This is a genomic window from Candidatus Woesearchaeota archaeon (assembly GCA_027858315.1).
Classification (GTDB): Archaea; Nanobdellota; Nanobdellia; order Woesearchaeales; family UBA583; genus UBA583.
In genome coordinates this window covers 1-19,848 of sequence record JAQICV010000051.1, presented here as the reverse complement: position 1 = coordinate 19,848, position 19,848 = coordinate 1, and the positions used below count along the sequence as shown (strand labels likewise).

Here is a 19,848-nt window from a genome sequence, read left to right as displayed (position 1 = left end):
ATAATCTCTAATGCTTCATTTTTTAATTTTTCAGAATAACAATTAAAATAAAAAACAAATCTATCAATTTTATCTTCGTGAGGAAAATTAAACTTACTATAAGGCATCTCTTTTTGTTTCTCAATCAAATATTTAAAAGTTTCATATTTCATTAAATTTTTATTTCTCTCAATTTTCAAATTTTCTTTCTTTAGAAAATTATCATTCCATTTTGGTTCAATATTATTATGATAACAATAATTCAAATAATTCCTTTCTCCCATAAATAAATATAATTCTCCATCTAAAAAATTTTCAAAAGTTATCAAAAAATCATTACTTAAATGTAAATAAGATTTTTGTATGTAAACTATAAATTTTCTAAGTGCAAGAACATCAGTTCTATCCTCATTTTTAACTAGAATAATTTGTTTTACTTTTTTTAATTTCAAATAATAAAATAAAATATTTATATTTAGCATAATTGAATCCGTAATTTTAAACTTTAAAATATCTTCAAGTTCTATTTTTTTGATTTCTTTTGCAAAATCTATTGCCTTTATTGCATTAATTTCTATTGTATTCATATCTATTATATTTGACTTTAATTAAGTTTATATATCTTTAGATTTTTTTAATGGTATGAAAGAATCTCTTGAAAGCAAATATGTGGACTTCAAATTTGATTCAATAAAAAAAGAATATGATTTAGATCAAGACAAAGCAATTCATCCAAAAGAGACTTATGAGTTTGTGTTTAATAGATTAAACAAGGTTTATCCACAAACTGAATACAAATTAACAAAACTAAGTGAAGGAAATTTTTGTGTATTCTCATTTGGTGATGAAAAGCAAACTGCATATGGTAAAGGGGCAACATTAGACCAAGCAAAGGCAAGCGCTATAATGGAGTATATTGAGAGATTTTCATGGATAAATTTTAATTACAAAAATAATAATTCTAGACAAATAAGTTTTGAAGACTTATCAAAAGAAATAAATTTAGATTCAATAGAGCCAGTACTAAATATCGAGTATAGTAAAAAAAAAGAAGAACTAAAAAAACTAATTAAAAAAATTCCTCTTGATTGGATTCCTTCATATAATATAATAAAAGAAGAACCAAGTTATTATCCTATTAATTATAATAATGCGTATCAAACAAGTAATGGTCTTGCTTCTGGAAATACAAAAGAAGAAACAATAATGCAAGCATTATGTGAATTAATTGAAAGACAAAATTTGGACATATTCATTAAAAATTTCGAGAAATCAAAAATAGAATTAATTGAAATAGAAAACATCAATAATGAAGTATTAACTGATTTATTAAAAAATATTAAAAAGAATAATATTGATATCTATATAATAAATGCAACTATGGATATTGAAGTTTCAACAATTATTGCTTGTGGTATTAATAAAAATAAAAATGAAATAGATTATGGTTATATTGGTTATGGGTATGGAACTCACGCAAATCCTATAAAGGCAATAATTCGCGCAATAACTGAATATATACAAATGAGTGCTATGGCAGAAAAAGATACACATTCTTCATTTGGAATCGGCGGAATTAACAAAACAGGAAATTGGCAATATGTTCTAAATATTGATATTAAAAAAAAACTTATTGATGCAAAAAAATCTTCACATAGATTTTTACCAGATTATTCAAGAGATAATTTTAAAGATGAGTTGGATGAATTTAAAAAAATCTTCGAAGAAAGAAATATTGATGTTTTTATAATTGATAAAACTCATCATCTATTAAAAATTCCAGTATACAGACTAATGATTCCTAAATTTTCTCCAGGAACTATATTCTCTTCAATAAATGAAAATGATGATTTATTAATGGCTAAACTGTACTTTCAAGCAGGATTATTTGATGAAGCAAAAAGATATTATGAGGAAAATTTCGAAGATATGTTCTTTACTAATACTAAAGCAGAACTGGAGATATTTTTTCAAACATATCCACATATAACTGAAGAAATGTTAAGAGTTTCAATGAATCCACAATCATTACCTATTGAAGCATTTTTAAGACCTGATTACATAAAACAACAAAGATTTGATATTTTTAAGAAAGATATTTGATAGATTATAACTGCCAAGTAATTAAAATAGTATATATAATCTTTTTATTCTTTTTATGATATGAAATTTCATTTAAAAAAGACCTTATTATCAATTTTTCTTATTTTTGGTTTAATCTTTGTAGCTACCTCATTTATTTCAGCAGGAGTTTTAGAACATAGAATATTATCTCCATTTGGTCATCAAGTAGCTGATGATGCTACAACTTATGAGAGTGGTCTAAGAACTGAATCAACTTCAGCAATAATTGATAATTCTTATTCTGAAATAAAAGAATTTAATGATAATGTTGATGAACCTTTTTGCAGAATCGGCGGAATGTATGAAATTGAAGTTTATAATGATGCAAGTCCTGGTGATTCTCCATCTACTAATAATTATAAAATGTATTATTGTAAAACTACACAAGACATAATTGAAAATATAGACATTCCTGCATCTTGGGGTGGAGATACTAATCTTTTATTGTATTGTAATGATGGAGGAAATATTAAATCTCACGAGTATAATTTTGATTTTATTACTTCTAAAGCTAATACATACAAAACTTGTATTCTAAAAAACATGGATTTAAATATAAATAATACAATAATTTATGGATATGATGTTGGTAATGGTGTAGTAGATAATTATCCTGATTATTATTACAATTTTGAAGAGAAAACTGGTCCAATTCTTCAAGATTTAATTCATTATCAAGATTTAGAATTATCAAGTTCAACAAGTGATGAAAGAATAGTTGGTGGTTTAATTGAAGTGCCTTATGCTGGAACAACTCATCAAGAATGTAATTATGATGAAAGAGGAGAAGAAGTATGTTATACTGTTTCAGATGGTTACAGTAGAATGAGTGTATCAGAGGCACTTGCTTGGGCGCAATCAAATATAAATCCTGAAATATCAAATCTTGATTACAGAGCTGATTTTCCAGATGAAGAATGTAATACTTTTGGAGGTAGAGAAGCAGAAGAGAGTTCTTGGTCAGGATGTAGATACACTTCAGATTCATATACTGAATATTTTTCAATGGCAGAAGTAATATGGCCTGTTGGGACATTTGAATTTAAAGGTAAGTTTAATGAAAGTTATTTTTATCATTATAATTCTTCTTCAAAATTTTATTCATTAAGTTCATCAACTGAAGAATTAATGATTCCTCTTAGTTCCATATTCACAAACTATGCAAGTATTGATTTATCTCGTGTAGCTATATTTAAAAAAATTAATGGGAAATTAATTTATGGATATGAGCAAAATGCTCGTCAAAGATTTGATGGTGATGAAAATTTTGAGGAAGACATTAAACCAGTTTATGAGATCTCAATAGATGATGATTTCAATTTTTATACTGAGGAAGATTGTTTAGAATTTTTAGGGGTGTATGATCCATCAAGTTTAGGGACATTTGATTATAATGATAAAATTATATGTCATAACAATATGGTTGAAATAATTTCAGCAAATATTAATGATGATAATAATCCAGACAAAGCATTTCATTTTTTCAAAAATATTGTATTAAATATAAAATGAAGCTGTTAAAAGAAAAAAAAGGAATTGAATTATCACTTCAAACAATAGTTGTATTAATAATTTCATTAGTAGTTTTCATAGTTATCGTATATTTTTTTGCAAATAATTATATTGACGGTTCAAGTGGCGTAACAAATATGAGTACTAATATAATTAATGATGTTAGAAAATAATTTATTTTACTTTTTTTTATTAATTTTTTCAATTAATTCTAATGCCCATTCTTCTTCACAATAACCATTTGGAACTAAAGGATGATTATTCTCTGAAAACTCACCATAACAAATAAGTAAATCTCCTAAATGAAGTATCTCTTCAATCTCAGAAGTATATTCTTTTGCCATCTCTTGGGTTGATAGTCTTTTCACAGAACCATCTTTTAATTTGACAATTGGTGGCTCAAGTGTATCGCAAGCAGTAATTACTGTAGCTTTACCTGGTCTTTCAATTTTTAACTGAGTTCCAACAGCAACAAATTTATCTAAGATTTCCATTGTTTGAGCGCTCATAGAATTAGATGCAAATCCTGAAGTTCTACATCGCCCATATCTTAATCTAAATCCTCCTTTAGCCATAGGGAAAGTAAAAACTGGTCTCCCGGCAACAATATCTTGGATAAATTTATAGTTAGGTAAAATCTTTGGCTTATCTTCATCATCTTTTTTTTTTTCTTTTTTCTTATCTGAACTAGTTCCAGCTTTTGCTTTAATTTTTTTTTGTAAGTCTAGAAATTCTTTTAAAAAAAGCCATTGCTCCATACCAAAATCTTTACCCCAATCTTCAATCCTCTTATTAATTTTAGGAGCTTTTTGAATGATACACTCACCAACCACAAGACACATACCACCTCTAATTCTATTTGTTGGTATTCTTGGTAAATCTTTATAGTTAGAAACTTCAAGTTTTTCTGTAGGATCTCCTGAAATTTCCATACCAATATGTTCAATCAAAAATTTTACTTCTTCTTCTGAAGGCATATACTGAAGTCTCACACATCTATCATTATAATCAAGCAATTCAGTGTAATATCTTTTAACTTCAATTTCATCGGGATCATAAATATTATATCCCATTTTCTTTCTAACATAATCTCCAATTAAAACACTAACTGCTCCTGCGGTTCCTCCTGCGGCTCTAACTGGACCTGCAAAATTCATTGCAATATATTCTTCTCCATCTTTTCTTTTTTTAATTGAAATATCAATAAAACCTTCTAGTGGTGCAGAAATTACTCCAAGAGTAATATATGCAAAACCAACTCTAATCCCTATCTCCATAGATTCTTTCTTATCTTTAAATTTACAGAAATCTTCATTTGCAACTTCATATGCAATTTGAAGACCAACTCTCCAATCTAGTTTTCCATACTCATCTTCAAGAGATTGAATTCTTTGAGCAACACCTGATTTTAAAATTTGGGGTGAGAATACACTAACAAGACCTTCAACTCTCTCAGAAATACCTTTAGCAAGAGGCATTTCAACAAAATTCTTAGGGTCAAGGCCTTTTTCTTTAGCCTTATTTGCGACATCATACGCTTTTTCTAGGTATGTATCTATAGAATTAAAATATTGTTCAATCTTTGTCATAATTAATCAAAATGAATAACATTTATAAATTTGTTCTTTCAAATTTTGTCATCGTCTATAAGGTCATAATAACTTTTTTAAATAGATACTTCATGTTTAATTTATGGCTCAAGAAAATGATAGAGATATAATGATAATTGAGAATCAGGAATGTCCTGTATGTGCTCAAAAGAAGGCAACTTTTTCAGAATATGAAATTGAAGACCCTTTTGCTGGAACAATTGCAATTTTTTCGATAAAATGTTTAGCATGTGGATTTAAAAATTCAGATCTAGAATTTGAAAATGTCTCTAATCCTGCAGAATATACTCTTGAAGTTGAATCAAAAGAGGATTTAAATATAAGAGTAATTAAATCCGGTTCCTGTGAGGTAAAAATTCCTAATTTTAGAATATCTGTTGAGTCAACAATGAGCTCAGAAGGTTTCATATCAAATGTTGAAGGAGTATTAAATAGATTTAAAGAACAAATTATGCTCTTAAAAGGAGATGATGATTTAGAGAAAGCAAAGAAAAAAAGAATTAAAACTATTCTAAAAGGTATTGAAGAAGTAATGAATGGTGAGAGGAAAATAACTATCAAATTAAAAGATGAAACTGGAAATTCTGCTATAATCTCGGATAAAGTTCAAGTAAAAAAATTAAGAGTAAAGAAATAATTTTTATTTTTATTTTTATATTTGTTCTCTACTGGTGACACCTAATTCTTAAAAACCATTTTAATGCTTGTAAGATATGAGTTTAAATAATAATAAAAGATTTTATTATAATTTTATTACGATAGTTCTAGCAATTGTTTTTTCTTTGCATTTTTCCTATTCTGCTTGTGCAGACTTGCCAACAAATATTAGTTTTTATTCTGGTTCAAAATTCATAGGTGAATCTCCTAGAGTAGAGTTATCATTAATTCCTATTGAAATTAGAGGGGAGTTAGATAGAAATCCTTTAAAAATTCAAATGGAATTTCTAGACACGGATGATAATTGTTTTAATTCTGTTGATGATATTGAGTTCAAATTATTCTCTGGGGGTTTATTTGTACCTGCAAATTCTATTTCTAATCCTAGTAATTCAACAACAATAGTCGAATTCGTTTTTAGTTATTCAACTAAAGCTCCAGGTTCTTTTACTTCAAGTTATAATGTAATCACTTCAGGTTCATCTGGAACTATAAAATTTTTAGTTGATGATACTGCTCCATATTTTGAGCAATTAAAAATTGAACCACTCTCCGCAGTTTTACCAATGAATGCTAGTGTTAATGTTGAATACAAAGTAGTGGATACAGGTTCAGGATTAAAATCAGTAAAAATCTCAGGATATGAAGATTATGATTTAGAAGGCAATTCAAGTTTTTCTGGAAAAATTCAAGAGACACTTCAATCTTCAAAAAAATACACTATTACTGTAGAAGATATTTTAGGTAATTCTTACGAAGAAGAATTAGAATTTATTGTAGATAATTCAAAACCCGTATTTTCAAATCTTAACATTTTAAACTATATAAAAGATGCTCAAGGAAGGTACATATCTTTTAGTATAGATGTAGTTGATAGCTCTTATTCAAAAGTTGATAGTTCGCCAGTAGTTTATGGAGATTTTGACTCTTTAAGTTCAGATTTTTCAAACTTTCCTGGAAGTTGTAGTAAAGATGTGTTAAATGAAAATAAGTATGTTTGTGTATTTAACAGAATTAATATTGATAAATTGGATGAAACTTCGACAGTTCCATTAATTTTCAAGACTACTGATTCAGCAAATAATCAAGCAGAACAAACATTCTCGCAAAGTATTTTTTATGATAATGATGGTCCAAAAATTAATGAATTTTATTTAGTAAACAGTATGGGAAAGAAAAATGTATTCAACGCATTTGACAATGATGTAATGATTTATTTAGAATTTAGTGATGAATCTCTTAAGGACTCTATATCATTTAATGAGTTTAGAGTAATTTCAGATTTTGATGATAGTTTTTTTGATAATGACATAGATAGGGAGTTCATTAATGGGAAGGGATATTATAAATGGAATATTAGTGATTACATAAAAAAATACTCTGGAGTAACTCAAGGGAGTGTTATTTTCAAAATAAATGTTTACGATTCATATGGTAATCCTTCATATCAATCAATTAATGTGACAATAAATAATAATGTTCCTCAAATCACAAGTATTGAATTCATAGAAAATGACTACTCTGATGATAGTATTAAAGATGGATTAATAACTTCTAAAGAAATTGTAAATTTTAGAATAATAATTCAAGATGATGATATTTTAGATTATACTTCAAATTTCATTTTTGCATCTTTATCTTCAATTGCTGATTACGATGAATACATCGCACCAAATAATTGTGTTAGATATGAACAAACTTCTATTCAATGTGATTTCACTCAAATAAAAGTAAGAAATGGTTATCTTCTAAAAAATATAACTTTTGTTGCAACAGATATTGCTGGAAATCGTGATGTTGAAAATTATGAAGTAGAAATTTTTGCAGTAGGTGATGAGGTATCAGAATCATTCAAAATTGAAGATATTGAAATTACAAATTTATTAAACAGAAATTTAATCTCAACTTCAGGTTCAAGAGCTTGGTTTGAAGGATTAATTGAGAATATTCATACTGAGGATGAGATTTTTGTTGTAAATTATATGCTTAAAAGTTGTAATGATTCTCAATTAGACCCAATTTTAATTGGCGAGAGAAACTTGTATCCTGAAGATGTTGTAAAAACTATTGAAGATAATGAAGAAGCTATTAGAGATTTTGCAATAAAAATGGAAGTAAGAACACATCCAAATTATAATGACTTAAATAATAAGACTATGAAGTGTACAATGGCTATTAGAAAAAGAGATGCAACAACTGTATATCCTGATGAGCCAGTTGATTTTAATGTTAACTTTTTATTCTATGACTTACCTTATGATAATTTATTAAAAGCAAATGCTCAAAGTATATTAGAAGATGCTCGAGCAGCAGACTTTTTAGGATCTTGGTTTGGAAGTTTATATGACATATATGATATCTTGGCAAAAACATGTACTGTAGTAAATACTGCTGATGCTACAATTAGTTCTCTATCTCAAGCATGGACTTACATTAGTTGGGCAATGAATGGAATACCACCTGCTCAACCTGCAAAGCAAGCAGGAGATAAAGCAACATATGGAATTCAAGGAACTATTTCAAATTTATTATTTAGTGAAGATTCACCATTAACAAAAATGTGTAATTTTGTAACTTGTGCTAATGGCGGTCTTTTAGGAGATTTCTGGGATTCTTCAGGATTCGAAGAATCAACAACAGGGCAACTGCTTAATGGAGAATTTTTAGATGAGTGGAGTAATTCAATATGTATTGCAGATGATGAGGGAGCTAATAAATAAAAATGGAAAATAAAAATTTAATCAAAAACTTTGTAATGCTCTTCTTTACAATGAGTCTATTATTCATCATGCCAATGGAATTATCTTATGCAGCAGAGGGAGACCCAACTGCATCTAAAGCAGAAATTGCTAGTGATTGTTCAATAGTTCCTCCTGTTAATGTAAAAGACTCATTAGTCCTCTCAGTTGTTATGATGTGTATTCCTGGAGTTTTAGAAAAGGCTCAAGAATATCGAAACATTAAATGTGAAGCAGTTGTTTGTAAATATGAAGCAGTAAAACATAGTATTGATCCAGCTTTTTGTGAGGCTGATGCAGGATATAATACTTGTAAGTATATAGTTGGTGAAGTTTTTGCAGTTCCTCCTTTGAGTATATTAGAGCATTTTAGAAAATTAATTGCAGATGCTCTAGCAAATCCAGTAGGAACTGCATATTCTGCACTATCTATTGGTGCAAGACTAAAATTGAAATCTTGTGCAGCATCTGGAACTTGCGATTCAATAGTCGTTGGAGCACCAGCAATACTTTTAGCAATAAATGAATTAGCTTCAGTTTATCAAACATTTGCGGATATGTCTGAGAATGGTTTCTTTCCAGATAGTCAAGAAGATTATTGTTCTCAAATGGAAGATATAGTAAGTGAAATGCAAGAAATAGTAGATAGTAATTAATAAGATGAATGGTGAAGAAAAACAATACTTTGAAGAAATAAGAAATTTCGAAGACAAATATTATTCACTTATTTCAAATTTTAATTTAAATTTTCCAAAACCATTAAATTTTTTAGAAGAGAAGAAAAAATTTTTCAAAGCAATTGCAGATGATAAATTTTATAATCCTCAATTTATCTATGAGAAAAAAGTATTTGACAAAAAAAAAGTAAATGAATTTAAAAAATTAAATATTTCTACAAAAAATGATATTTATGGGATAAAAAAATTATATAAAGAAAGATTAAAAACAAAATATTTTGAGATAATGTGTCATATGAATTGGGGAGATACTATATCTACGGACTATGTAATTAAATATAGGGGAAAACCTTCAAGATATTTGTTATCTAAAGCTAAAACATTTTGTAAATATTATATGAGAGAAAAAGTTAAATTTAAAACTCTAACACATGAAGAGGTATTTCAAAGGTTAAATGAATATACTAGAAATGAATTTGATGAAAACTTAAAAGTAATATTTGAGAATATTCCTTCTAAAGTAAATATAGTGCCAAATTACAATTTAATTAAAATCAATCCTAATAGTAGGATAACCTCTCTTGATGTAAAAAGACTCCAAGTACATGAAATTGGAGTACACTATTTAAGATACTATAATGGGAAAAAAACTGGAATAAAAATTTTTGAGAGTGGGACTTCAAATTATATTGAAACAGAAGAAGGCCTTGCAGTATATGCTGAGGAATTAAAAGGTGTTAGTTCAAAAGCTCAGATGTATATTTATGCTGGAAGAGTAATTGGTTCATTTTATGCTTTAAAAATAGGTTTCTATGATTTATATCAGTTATTAAGATATTATGGATTCAAAAGAGAAGATGCATTTGCAATAACTTTTAGGGCAAAAAGAAATATCTCTGATACTTCAAAACCGGGTGGATTTACAAAAGATTATGTATATTTTTCAGGATACTTGAAAATTAAACGATTTGTAAGATTTCATGATATAAATGACCTACTAATTGGCAAAATAAAAATTGAAGATTTAAAAATATTAAAAAAATATATTAAAAAAAATAAAGATAAAATAAAACCTCTGATTTAACTCATTTTTCCAAGATAATAGTTACAGGGCCGTCATTTTGGGAATTTAGGGTCATTTTTGCACCAAAGGTTCCGCTCTCAATTTTAAGTCCTGAAATCTCATTTAATCTTAAAATAAATTTATTATAAATCTCCTTAGCAATTTCAGATTCACAGGCTTTAACAAAATTAGGTTTAGTACCTTTCGTACAATCTCCAAATAGAGTAAATTGTGAGATTACAAGTATTTCTCCAGAAATATCTTTAACAGATAAATCAAAACCTTTTTTAGGAGGTTTTTCCTCTAAAAAAGGTCCCGAACGAATATTTTGAGTGACTGCACCCTTATCTTCAGATGCCCATAATCTGAGTTTTAATATTTTATCTATCATCCAATCAAATTTTTTCTCATTAAAATCTTTCGATATGCCTAGAAAAACTAAAATTCCTTTATCAATTTCTCCAACAATTACATTATTTACAATAACCTTTGCAGAATTTACTCTTTGTAGAACAATCTTCATAATTAATTATTTATATTATATTATTTAAATAATTTCTGTTAATAAGATATTAATACGATGCCAAGAATTTATTACCTAAATTGTTGAGCATGTTAGAATTTTTCTAAATTTCTTCAGATTAGAATTTAGTTTAAATAAAAAGTTTTTGTTTTATAATCTTGCTTTTTTAACAACATTACCATTTCTCATTCTTGCTGATCTACCATAACCGCAAGATGCACACTCACTTCTCTTCATATGATATGATTTCTTACCACATCTTCGACACGACAGGTGTAACTTTCCTGTACTCCTCTTACCCATAGTTGGTGTTCCTTTTACCATTTTTAATCTCCTATTATTTTATTAATTGCTTTTGATTTAAAATGGTACCGAAAAAATCTTTAATTTTTGACAGTACCATTTTCTTTTAATATTTAAATATTTTTTATAGTAATTATTGCGTCTCCTCGAATCAACATATCGCCAATCTCTAGAGTTTTATCTTCCATAACTTCTTTTGCTTCAAACAAAACAAGATTAAGGTGAATATCAAACGCTTTCAATTTACCATTAAAGACTTGATTGTTTTTTAACAAAACAGTAATCTCTTTACCTTTAGTTCGATTTAAAACATCTAACGGTCTTACGGTCTCCATTAACATAAAACAATTTGACTCCCTTTATAAATTTATTTATGTTCCTAATATATTTTCAATCCAAGACTTTATAAATAGTCTTATGTTTGTTGTTGAATAGACAAGTGTTTTATTTTTAATAAAAATGAGTGAATTTTTTAATGAGAAAGTTTTGCAAGATGTTAAATCTAAAAGTAGTATAATTTATGATTACAAAAATCTATCTTTTAATTTCAAAAAAAAAGAAGATTATCATTATTTTTATTGTGAAATTAATTCTGAGAGATTAAATGGTGCTGAGATTAAAGAACTATTAAATTTAAATGATACTGAAAAAATTTTATCTAAAGATGAAGCAACAATTTTAGGTTATGTGGTACATAAAATTACTGAAACTCAATCTTATTACAAAATATTAAATGATTTTGATTTATTCTTCAACAATTTTAAAAACACAAAGTATAAGACTTTTATGGGAGAAAATGAGATTAAATTTAATGATTCTGAATACAAACTAGATATGAGAATTTCATTTAATTATGAAAATAATATCATGTTAAATATACAAAATGAAGGAGATTTCATACTTGCACTTGACAAAGTATTTTTTATTGATAATTTTAATATCTATAAACTTTCAGAAGATTTACCAATTAAATTTTACAAAGAGCTAATTGATAAAAAAGAGATATTCACAATTGATAGTTTTTTTACTTTAAAAGATACTTATTTTGTCAAATTAAAGAAAACTCACAATATTGAAATTGAAGATGGTATTGAAGATTTAGCTGATTTAAATATTGAAGAAAAAATTTCCCCTTTAGTTTTAGAAGTAGACAAAACTGCTCATTTTATAGCAATTGAGTTAAAATACAAAGTTGGCAATGAAAGATTTAGAATTGAAAATTATATGTATGCTGAAACACAAGGATGGATAGGCAAAGAGAAATTAATCAAAATTGCAAAAGAAGATGGAAAACTTATAAAATATATTGCTGATGAGAATTTATCTGATGGTATATTCGAAGATTTATTTGAAGGAACAAGAATTAGTCCTAGAAGATATATTAAAGCACCATTTAGATTAACACTTCCAATTTTTCATTTAGATAATTTCATTAATAGGGGAATTCCTAAAATTGAGGAAAAAATAGAAGTAGATTATAAGGGAGGTAAAAAAATCAACTTACAGACAGGAGTTGTTTCATTTGATATTGAAGCAATGTTAAAATCTAAAAATAACTTATTCGAATTCACATTAAAATTTAAAATTGGTGAAGAATATTTTGATTTAGATTTCATAAAAGAATTAATGTTACAAAATAAAAAATTTGTTCAACTGAAAAATGGATCAACAATTGATGTGACAAATATTCGTGAGATTAATAAATGGTTAGAATTTTTAAAATATTTGCCTTTAAAAAAGAGTGAGAGTAAATATCAAGGAAATACTCAAACCGCTCTTGAACTTGACAAATTTATTGAAGATTTTGTCAGTAAAAAAATTATTTCAAATCAAGAATATAAAGATTTAATCCAAGAATTAAGGGAAAGAAAACCTGTAACTCCAATTGAAATTCCAGAAGTAGTTGTCAATATTTTAAGAGAATACCAAAAGGAAGGAGTTTACTGGTTACATTTTTTAAAAAAGTATGGATTTGGTGGAATCCTTGCTGATGAAATGGGACTGGGTAAAACAATTCAAGCACTAACTATTCTTGCTATGGAAAAAGGAACAACAAATATTGTAATTTGTCCAAAGACTCTTCTTTATAATTGGGAAAATGAAGTAAACAAATATTTTCCTGAGATGAAAGTTTGCGTAATTGATGGGGATAATGAGAAGAGAAAAAAGTTAATTCAAGGAACAAAAAATTTTGATATTGTAATTACTTCTTACTCCATGCTTCAAAAAGATTATGAAGAATATCAAGATATCGAATTTAACTATGCTGTTTTAGATGAAGCCCATTATGTGAAAAATATAAAAACTCTATCTGCAAAAGCAGTAAGAACAATAAATACTCAAAATAAACTACTTTTAACTGGAACTCCTCTTGAAAATAATCTTGATGAACTATATGGTACATTTGATTTAGTAATGCCTTGGTTTTTAGGATCAAAAGCAGATTTTTCAAAAGATTTTGTATCAAAAATTGAAAGAAATAATATGATTGCACTTGAACTACTTCAAGCAAAAATAAGACCATTTATTTTAAGAAGAAGAAAAAAGGATGTTCTAAAAGAATTGCCAGATAAACAAGAAAAAATAGCATACTCTGAAATGACAAATAAACAAGTTGGAATTTATAATGAAGTTTTAAATAGAGTAAGATTTGAAGTAAATGAATTAGTTCAAAAACAAGGATTTGATAAATCACGAATTCAAGTTCTTTCTGCATTATTAAAACTAAGACAAATTTGTAATCATCCATCTTTAGTCGATAAAAGTTTTGAAGATGAGAAAGACATTTCAGGTAAACACGAACAATTTTTAGAATTATTAACGGAAGTTGTAGATAATGGAGAGAAAGTTTTAGTATTTTCTCAGTTTACTTCAATGCTAGACATATTTGAAAAAGATTTAAAGAACGAAGGAATAGAATATTTAAGACTAGATGGTTCAACAAAAAATAGGCAAGAATTAGTTGACAAATTCAATAATGATGATACAATAAAAGTATTTTTAATTTCACTAAAAGCAGGAGGAGTAGGATTAAACTTAACTTCTGCAAGTTCAGTATTTTTATATGATCCTTGGTGGAACCCAATGGTTGAAAAACAAGCTCAAGATAGGGCGCACAGAATTGGTCAAAAAAAGGTAGTAAGTGTATACAAATTTATAACAAAAAATTCAATCGAAGAAAAAATATTAAAACTTCAAGAAGCAAAAGGAAATTTATTTGATAACATTGTTCAAAAAGAAGATGGATTCATCAAAAGATTAGAATGGGAAGACTTAATGGAACTATTTGATTAATCTCAAAGTGGTTAGAAATTTTCAATTTCTATTCCTATTTGACTGATGAAATCAATCAAATTGTTTAAAAATATCTTGAGATTATTATTTATCTAATTATTAAAATGGAAGGAAAATATTATCATAGTTCAGATATTAATTTTGATTCAGGAGATTTGTTAAAGGCAAATCGTTTAGAAGAGTTATCTAAAAGACCTAAATGGCTTAGAGTTCAAGAAGAATTGTTCGAGAATGTAAGAAAAGCAGAATTTCCTCAAAGGCCATCAAGATTAAACTCTGTATATCTTGCTACTTCTCTTGAATTTACAACTGGTAGGAAAAATATTTATCTAGTAAAATGTGAAGGTAAAATCTTTTTGACAGATCAAAATATATTCTCTGCAGCATCAAATTATGCAAAATCAAAAAAAGAAGAAATTGATTATGCAAGAGCTTATTGGGGCGAAAATCCCGTTAACAGATTAGAAAGACCTGAAATTCTAGTTGAAGGTAAAGCTCAAATTATAAAAAAATTATAATGAAGTATTAATTTTAGAAATTGCATTATTATGTGGATTTTCATTAAATAATTTTTCAATTAAAGGACTTTTTTCTTCTTGAAGTGTATTTATTTGATTCTGAGAAAAATAAAGATTCCCAAAATGAACTTCTCTATCTTTTGAAATTAAAACTCCTGTTTTCAAATCATTTTCAATTTCAATATTCACTTCAGGATAAACTATTTTTAAAATATCTGCAATGAGTTGACTCTCTGTTATTAATTTTTCTTTAGAAGGTTGAGATAACATATTTAATCTTAAAGAAGAATATTTTTTATTTGAAACTTTAGTTCTAATTAAAACATCCAATAAATCATCTAAATATGGTTTGAAAAATTGTCGCATAATAAAATCTTTTGAATCATAATTTTCAACTATATCTTTAATATATTTCGGAAGTGTTGTTCCAACTCCTGCTTTTTTTACATGCCTTAATGGATTTGGAGCAGAACTTGCATAAAAACCCATTGAACTAAGCAATCTAGAATAAGTTCCACCATAAACTCCAAAAGAATAATATGTTTTTTGGTTTTTTAAAGTAAGTCCTAATTCTTCATCCCAAAAAGTTCTAAATGAATCAAAAGCTTCATCATTTGTAGAGATTCTACCATTAGCTCTTATTTTATTTCCTACAGTAATTGAGCCCGAAAAATAAGAGTAAAATCCAAGTGTATTAAGCACCCTTGATTTAGGATTTAAATAATTTAATGGAAAAATATCATATCTATCTAAAGTCTCACAACCCTCATTTTTGTATCTTTTAGATTCATAAGTATTTCTAAATTGATCTTGAGTTACAATTTCTTGATATAACATACTAAGTATTTCTCCCATATTAATATAAAAATAGAATATTTAAGATATTATAAATTTAATTTTTATTTTTTCCTCTCAATCTTTTAATCCTATCATCAATAGGAGGATGAGTTGCAAAAAGACCACTGATTCCCTTTTTTTTTCTAAATGGAGTCGAAATAAACAAATGAGCGGTTGCTTTATTTGCATTATCAACTAATGGGTCTGGGTCTCCTTTAATTTTTTCAAGAGCAGAAGCTAAACCTTCAGGATATCTAGTTAAAAGAGCTCCACTAGCATCAGCGAGGTATTCTCTTCTTCTAGAAATTGCAAGCTTAATCATCTCTCCGATAATTGGTGAAAGTACTACAAGTAAAATCCAAAAAGCAATTACTGCAATCATTAAACCTCCATTTTTATTATCTGAGCTTCCTCCTGAACGATGAGGTGAAAAAATAAACAGCCTAAACATAACATCTGCTAAAAGAACTGTTGCACCAACAAGTCCTGCTGCAAGAAGCATAACTTTAATATCTTGATTTTTAATATGAGACATCTCATGTGCTAAAACTCCTTCTAGTTCTTGTCTGTTCAATTTATCCATAAGTCCAGTTGTTACAACAATATGTGACTTTTCAGGTTTAAATCCAGTTGCATAAGCATTGAGCGCAGTATCTTTAATAACATAACATTTAGGTGGGATTCTCATTCCTGCAGCTAAACTTAAAGCCTCGGTAGTATGATACAAAAAAGGATATGTTTTCCGATTAGCTTCAATTGCGCCCGTAGCTTTTAGAATCATCTTATCTCCCATCGAATAGAAAATCATAATATAAATAAATGACACAATTCCTGCCATAACAAGACCAAAAATAAATGAACCAATACTAAATCCTCCAGTTTGATACAGTCCCATAACAATTCCTCCAACTCCACCAATAAGTCCTACAAAAGCAAAAAACATAAGAATAATAAGAATAGATTTTCTTTTATTTGATCTAACTTCATCATGTAAATTAACAACCATAAAAAATAAATGTATTAATTAATTATAAAGTTAATTAAAATTATAGATTTTAACTCATTCCGGAAAACTATATTTTGACTGAAGTTTTGTTAATAAATGATTAATAAATATTATAAATAGTTTTTTAGAATATTAAATTATGAATAATTTTAAAATTGTAACTCCTGTAAATTTAATTACATTAAATAATAAAAATGAGATTCTCTTACTAAAAAGGGCAGATGATGATAGTGAATTTGGAGGTTATTGGTGTATCCCTGGTGGAGAAACTGAAAATTTTGAAACATTTGAAGAAGCACTTAAAAGAGAAATTAAAGAAGAAACTAATTCCGAAATAATTGAAAAACAATATCTCAAATCTTTTTATTATGAATACAAAGAAAACTTACATGTAAGAGCCATTTATTTTCATGGAAAAATTCAAGGAGAAATAAAACTAGATGAAGAGAGTAGTGATTTTAAATGGTTCACATTTGAAGAAATACTGGATGATAAGTTTGAATTAGCATTTAATCAAAAAGAAGTTTTAAAAGATTTTATTAATTTTTATAAAAATTAAGATTTCATATTTATTATTTATCTTCTTTTTTAATATCAAATTTTTCATTTAAACAAGGTTCACATATACCGTGGCTTAAATTAAATCCATTTTCTTTAAGATATTCTATAGGTGAAACCCAAGTAGGATTTTTTTGAGTTCCAATTCTAATGTTTTCACAGTATTGGCATATAGGTACGATATTTTCTCCAATATCATATAAAACGCCTTTAATTTTATTTCCATCTAATACTAAATTTAAATTAACATTCGCATATGTTCTATTTTTTTTTCTAAATCTTTGTTCAGAATTTTTGACATGTCCATTTTCTTTTAATTCATTCATTATTTTAATTCTATCCTCAGGTTTTTGATATAAATCTCTTGCATTGATACTTTGCAAATCTTCTAAGCTATCATAACCTAACAAATCTATTGTTGCAGGATTTGCGATTAAAAATTTACCTTCCAAATTACTAATATATGTTGGAATAGATATATCTATGAAATGTTTGTAGATTTCATCTTTATTTCTTTTAGTAATTTCTTGAGAAGTAATATCTTTTGTCCCATGAATTATATACTCTAAATTTCCTTGATTGTCAAATAAAGGCATAAGCCTTATTCTATTATATTTATCTTCATTATTATCTAAATAATGATGAACAATACTTTTTGGTTCATTCGTTATCAAGATATCTTTTCCAGGACAATTTCCTTCTTTTAATACACAAATTGAACTCTTAGTTTTAATATCATAACAAAATTTTCCAATAATCTCATCTTCCGATTCTAGTTCATTATTTTTAAGAAATAAATTTGTAACATTTATTATTTTAAAAGAAGGAGATAATATCATAACTTCACCATATAATTCTTCTAAAAATTTATTAAAATCTACATTCAATTTTTTTTTATTTAAACTTAATTCTAAATTCATAAAAAGAATAAACAAAATATTCATTATAAATATTTCTTTTTTAATAATTAAAACTCAACCTTTGGAACTGCCTTTTCTGCTTCAGGAATTTCAAATAAGTCTTTCTCAGTAAAACTAAACATTCCTACAAGAATATTATTAGGAAAACTCTCTCTCTTTGTATTGTAACTCATAACCATATCATTATAATATTGTCTTGATGCTGCAACTTTATTCTCAGTTCCTGCAAGTTCTTCTTGTAATTGTAAAAAATTAGTATTAGCTTTTAAGTCAGGATAAGCTTCAGCAACTGCAAACACGCTTTTAAGTGCTCCAGTTAACATGTTATCAGCTTCTGCAGTTTTTTTAACATCACCACCAGCATTTATCATAGCAGTTCTTGCTTTTGTAACTCCTTCTAATACCCCTTTTTCATGTTTAGCATATCCTTTAACTGTATTAATTAAATTAGGAATTAAATCCGTTCTTCTCTTTAATTGAACATCAATTTGAGCCCAAGCATTTTCTACTTGATTTCTAAGCCTTACAAATGAGTTGTACATTCCAACTAAAATTAGTGAGAATAAAACAACTACTACAATAATAACCCATAGTATTACATTTACCATACTAATAATGTGAAACATTTAATTTATAAAACTATTTGATTACCGGCTTCATCCGATTGAGTATAAACAACAACTAATTATCTATTTTTATCTAAAAATTTATTTTTTGAATAAAAAATCTAAATTGAAAATTTAGAATAAAAGAAATATTCTTATGCATATTATACAAAACTATCTTAAATCCCATCTCTCTTTTCTTAGTTGAATAGTTTTTACTCACAATTTTATGTAAGATTGTTCTCTTCAAAGAAGAGAAAACTCCTTCCACATTACTTCTTTTATGATAAATATCAATATATTTATGATAGTTTTCTTTAATTTGTCTATGTAAAATATTGTTATGTTTACATTTACCTCCAAAATCTTTTGGAGGAAATAACAAATAGTTATTTCGTGATTTTGAATATTCAAATAAACCAAAATCAAAATAGCCTTTGTCAGCCACAATTACAACATTTTTATACTTTAAACGTTTAATTAGTCTCCATGCTACAGGGATATCGTGTCTTTGTTTCATCAAAAAAGAAAAATCAAAAATTTTCTTTTTTCCATTCATATCAGCTATTATGTCCAATTTGTGATAGTTTGACTTTGGTTTTCTTCCAAAATCTTTTAATCTTTTTTCATAATAACGAGATTTAAAATGTGTATCAATGCCAGTTCCATCAATACCTAATAATTCAGGTTTCTCTCCCGAATTAGTTTCATCAAGAAGTCTCTTGATGAACTTTAAATCAAATGATTTAACCCAATCATTTAGAGTTGATTTCCTTAAAGGATATTTGAATTCTAAATATTTTGGCCATTGGGATTCTTCAAATTCCCCGCAAAAAATCACAAGTGATTTTTGTGAACGAAAATAAAGAAGAACAGCACTTAATCTTTGAGCTGTTGTGAATTGCTTATTGCCTTTATGATTTG

Annotated in this window: 20 protein-coding genes; 10 read left to right on the top strand and 10 right to left on the bottom strand. The window is 26.9% G+C overall.

Translation table 11 applies throughout. The features are described from left to right. Positions 1–566, bottom strand: a 566-nt coding sequence (locus PF569_04630; protein ID MDA3855519.1) for a hypothetical protein, incomplete at its 3' end; no start/stop codon positions are given. A 55-nt stretch (positions 567–621) separates the two neighbouring features. Here PF569_04630 and PF569_04625 point away from each other — a divergent pair. Genes PF569_04625 through PF569_04615 form a run of 3 tightly spaced genes read left to right on the top strand, consistent with a single transcriptional unit; the run spans position 622 to position 3,788 of the window. Then, on the top strand, positions 622–2,082 hold the full coding sequence (locus PF569_04625) for a YcaO-like family protein (protein ID MDA3855518.1): 1,461 nt from the start codon (positions 622–624) through the stop codon (positions 2,080–2,082). 60 nt (positions 2,083–2,142) lie between these two features. Further along, a complete protein-coding gene (locus PF569_04620; GenBank protein ID MDA3855517.1) occupies positions 2,143–3,615 on the top strand; it encodes a hypothetical protein in 1,473 nt (490 codons plus the stop codon). After that, on the top strand, positions 3,612–3,788 hold the full coding sequence (locus PF569_04615) for a hypothetical protein (protein MDA3855516.1): 177 nt from the start codon (positions 3,612–3,614) through the stop codon (positions 3,786–3,788). The genes PF569_04620 and PF569_04615 overlap by 4 nt, the downstream gene beginning before the upstream one ends. Before the next feature lie 6 nt (positions 3,789–3,794). Here PF569_04615 and PF569_04610 read toward each other — a convergent pair whose 3' ends face one another. Further along, positions 3,795–5,204 carry a hypothetical protein gene (locus PF569_04610; GenBank protein MDA3855515.1) on the bottom strand — a complete coding sequence of 470 codons (1,410 nt, stop codon included), beginning with the start codon at positions 5,202–5,204 and terminating at the stop codon, positions 3,795–3,797. A gap of 103 nt (positions 5,205–5,307) precedes the next feature. Between PF569_04610 and PF569_04605 the strand changes: the two genes are divergently transcribed. The 4 genes from PF569_04605 (at position 5,308) to PF569_04590 (ending at position 10,381) form a co-directional block, all read left to right on the top strand. Continuing rightward, complete coding sequence (locus PF569_04605) at positions 5,308–5,862, top strand: ZPR1 zinc finger domain-containing protein (GenBank protein ID MDA3855514.1); 555 nt, start codon at positions 5,308–5,310, stop codon at positions 5,860–5,862. Positions 5,863–5,938: 76 nt separating this feature from the next. Then, positions 5,939–8,602: a hypothetical protein gene (locus PF569_04600; protein MDA3855513.1), complete on the top strand. Its 2,664-nt coding sequence runs from the start codon at positions 5,939–5,941 to the stop codon at positions 8,600–8,602. Between the two features lie 2 nt (positions 8,603–8,604). After that, entirely contained in the window at positions 8,605–9,276 is a 672-nt protein-coding gene (locus PF569_04595; protein ID MDA3855512.1) for a hypothetical protein, read from the top strand. A gap of 4 nt (positions 9,277–9,280) precedes the next feature. Continuing rightward, a complete protein-coding gene (locus tag PF569_04590) occupies positions 9,281–10,381 on the top strand; it encodes a DUF1704 domain-containing protein (GenBank protein ID MDA3855511.1) in 1,101 nt (366 codons plus the stop codon). Position 10,382: 1 nt separating this feature from the next. Here the strand turns inward: PF569_04590 and PF569_04585 are convergent, their stop codons facing one another. The 3 genes from PF569_04585 to PF569_04575 form a co-directional block, all read right to left on the bottom strand. Further along, positions 10,383–10,883, bottom strand: a complete 501-nt coding sequence (locus PF569_04585) for a D-aminoacyl-tRNA deacylase (protein MDA3855510.1) — start codon at positions 10,881–10,883, stop codon at positions 10,383–10,385. Between the two features lie 150 nt (positions 10,884–11,033). Beyond that, positions 11,034–11,207, bottom strand: coding sequence for a 50S ribosomal protein L37e (locus PF569_04580; protein MDA3855509.1), 174 nt, complete (start codon positions 11,205–11,207; stop codon positions 11,034–11,036). A 92-nt stretch (positions 11,208–11,299) separates the two neighbouring features. Beyond that, positions 11,300–11,527 carry a small nuclear ribonucleoprotein gene (locus PF569_04575; protein ID MDA3855508.1) on the bottom strand — a complete coding sequence of 76 codons (228 nt, stop codon included), beginning with the start codon at positions 11,525–11,527 and terminating at the stop codon, positions 11,300–11,302. A 118-nt stretch (positions 11,528–11,645) separates the two neighbouring features. On the opposite strand from PF569_04575, the gene PF569_04570 reads away from it, so the two are divergent. Together PF569_04570 and PF569_04565 are read left to right on the top strand one after the other, a co-directional pair. Then, positions 11,646–14,480, top strand: a complete 2,835-nt coding sequence (locus tag PF569_04570) for a DEAD/DEAH box helicase (protein ID MDA3855507.1) — start codon at positions 11,646–11,648, stop codon at positions 14,478–14,480. A gap of 104 nt (positions 14,481–14,584) precedes the next feature. Then, a complete protein-coding gene (locus tag PF569_04565; protein ID MDA3855506.1) occupies positions 14,585–14,998 on the top strand; it encodes a DUF2441 domain-containing protein in 414 nt (137 codons plus the stop codon). Here the strand turns inward: PF569_04565 and PF569_04560 are convergent. Both PF569_04560 and PF569_04555 read right to left on the bottom strand, forming a co-directional pair. Further along, a complete protein-coding gene (locus tag PF569_04560) occupies positions 14,993–15,835 on the bottom strand; it encodes a hypothetical protein (protein ID MDA3855505.1) in 843 nt (280 codons plus the stop codon). The two genes, PF569_04565 and PF569_04560, sit on opposite strands and share 6 nt — an antisense overlap. A 55-nt stretch (positions 15,836–15,890) precedes the next feature. Continuing rightward, positions 15,891–16,841, bottom strand: a complete 951-nt coding sequence (locus tag PF569_04555; GenBank protein ID MDA3855504.1) for a M48 family metallopeptidase — start codon at positions 16,839–16,841, stop codon at positions 15,891–15,893. A 139-nt stretch (positions 16,842–16,980) separates the two neighbouring features. Between PF569_04555 and PF569_04550 the strand changes: the two genes are divergently transcribed. Beyond that, complete coding sequence (locus tag PF569_04550) at positions 16,981–17,400, top strand: NUDIX hydrolase (GenBank protein MDA3855503.1); 420 nt, start codon at positions 16,981–16,983, stop codon at positions 17,398–17,400. 13 nt (positions 17,401–17,413) lie between these two features. Here the strand turns inward: PF569_04550 and PF569_04545 are convergent, their stop codons facing one another. The 3 genes from PF569_04545 to PF569_04535 form a co-directional block, all read right to left on the bottom strand. Continuing rightward, positions 17,414–18,319, bottom strand: coding sequence for a PAS domain-containing protein (locus tag PF569_04545; GenBank protein MDA3855502.1), 906 nt, complete (start codon positions 18,317–18,319; stop codon positions 17,414–17,416). 47 nt (positions 18,320–18,366) lie between these two features. Next, positions 18,367–18,927 carry a LemA family protein gene (locus PF569_04540; protein MDA3855501.1) on the bottom strand — a complete coding sequence of 187 codons (561 nt, stop codon included), beginning with the start codon at positions 18,925–18,927 and terminating at the stop codon, positions 18,367–18,369. 91 nt (positions 18,928–19,018) lie between these two features. After that, on the bottom strand, positions 19,019–19,848 hold an 830-nt coding region (locus PF569_04535), incomplete at its 5' end, for a transposase (protein MDA3855500.1).

Excerpts from the sequence above, each read along its gene's own strand:
- PF569_04625 (MDA3855518.1), top strand. The coding sequence starts at position 622 with ATGAAAGAATCTCTTGAAAGCAAATATGTGGACTTCAAATTTGATTCA.
- PF569_04620 (MDA3855517.1), top strand. The coding sequence starts at position 2,143 with ATGAAATTTCATTTAAAAAAGACCTTATTATCAATTTTTCTTATTTTT.
- PF569_04615 (MDA3855516.1), top strand. The coding sequence starts at position 3,612 with ATGAAGCTGTTAAAAGAAAAAAAAGGAATTGAATTATCACTTCAAACA.
- PF569_04610 (MDA3855515.1), bottom strand. The coding sequence starts at position 5,204 with ATGACAAAGATTGAACAATATTTTAATTCTATAGATACATACCTAGAA.
- PF569_04605 (MDA3855514.1), top strand. The coding sequence starts at position 5,308 with ATGGCTCAAGAAAATGATAGAGATATAATGATAATTGAGAATCAGGAA.
- PF569_04600 (MDA3855513.1), top strand. The coding sequence starts at position 5,939 with ATGAGTTTAAATAATAATAAAAGATTTTATTATAATTTTATTACGATA.
- PF569_04595 (MDA3855512.1), top strand. The coding sequence starts at position 8,605 with ATGGAAAATAAAAATTTAATCAAAAACTTTGTAATGCTCTTCTTTACA.
- PF569_04590 (MDA3855511.1), top strand. The coding sequence starts at position 9,281 with ATGAATGGTGAAGAAAAACAATACTTTGAAGAAATAAGAAATTTCGAA.
- PF569_04585 (MDA3855510.1), bottom strand. The coding sequence starts at position 10,883 with ATGAAGATTGTTCTACAAAGAGTAAATTCTGCAAAGGTTATTGTAAAT.
- PF569_04580 (MDA3855509.1), bottom strand. The coding sequence starts at position 11,207 with ATGGTAAAAGGAACACCAACTATGGGTAAGAGGAGTACAGGAAAGTTA.
- PF569_04575 (MDA3855508.1), bottom strand. The coding sequence starts at position 11,527 with ATGTTAATGGAGACCGTAAGACCGTTAGATGTTTTAAATCGAACTAAA.
- PF569_04570 (MDA3855507.1), top strand. The coding sequence starts at position 11,646 with ATGAGTGAATTTTTTAATGAGAAAGTTTTGCAAGATGTTAAATCTAAA.
- PF569_04565 (MDA3855506.1), top strand. The coding sequence starts at position 14,585 with ATGGAAGGAAAATATTATCATAGTTCAGATATTAATTTTGATTCAGGA.
- PF569_04560 (MDA3855505.1), bottom strand. The coding sequence starts at position 15,835 with ATGTTATATCAAGAAATTGTAACTCAAGATCAATTTAGAAATACTTAT.
- PF569_04555 (MDA3855504.1), bottom strand. The coding sequence starts at position 16,841 with ATGGTTGTTAATTTACATGATGAAGTTAGATCAAATAAAAGAAAATCT.
- PF569_04550 (MDA3855503.1), top strand. The coding sequence starts at position 16,981 with ATGAATAATTTTAAAATTGTAACTCCTGTAAATTTAATTACATTAAAT.
- PF569_04545 (MDA3855502.1), bottom strand. The coding sequence starts at position 18,319 with ATGAATTTAGAATTAAGTTTAAATAAAAAAAAATTGAATGTAGATTTT.
- PF569_04540 (MDA3855501.1), bottom strand. The coding sequence starts at position 18,927 with ATGGTAAATGTAATACTATGGGTTATTATTGTAGTAGTTGTTTTATTC.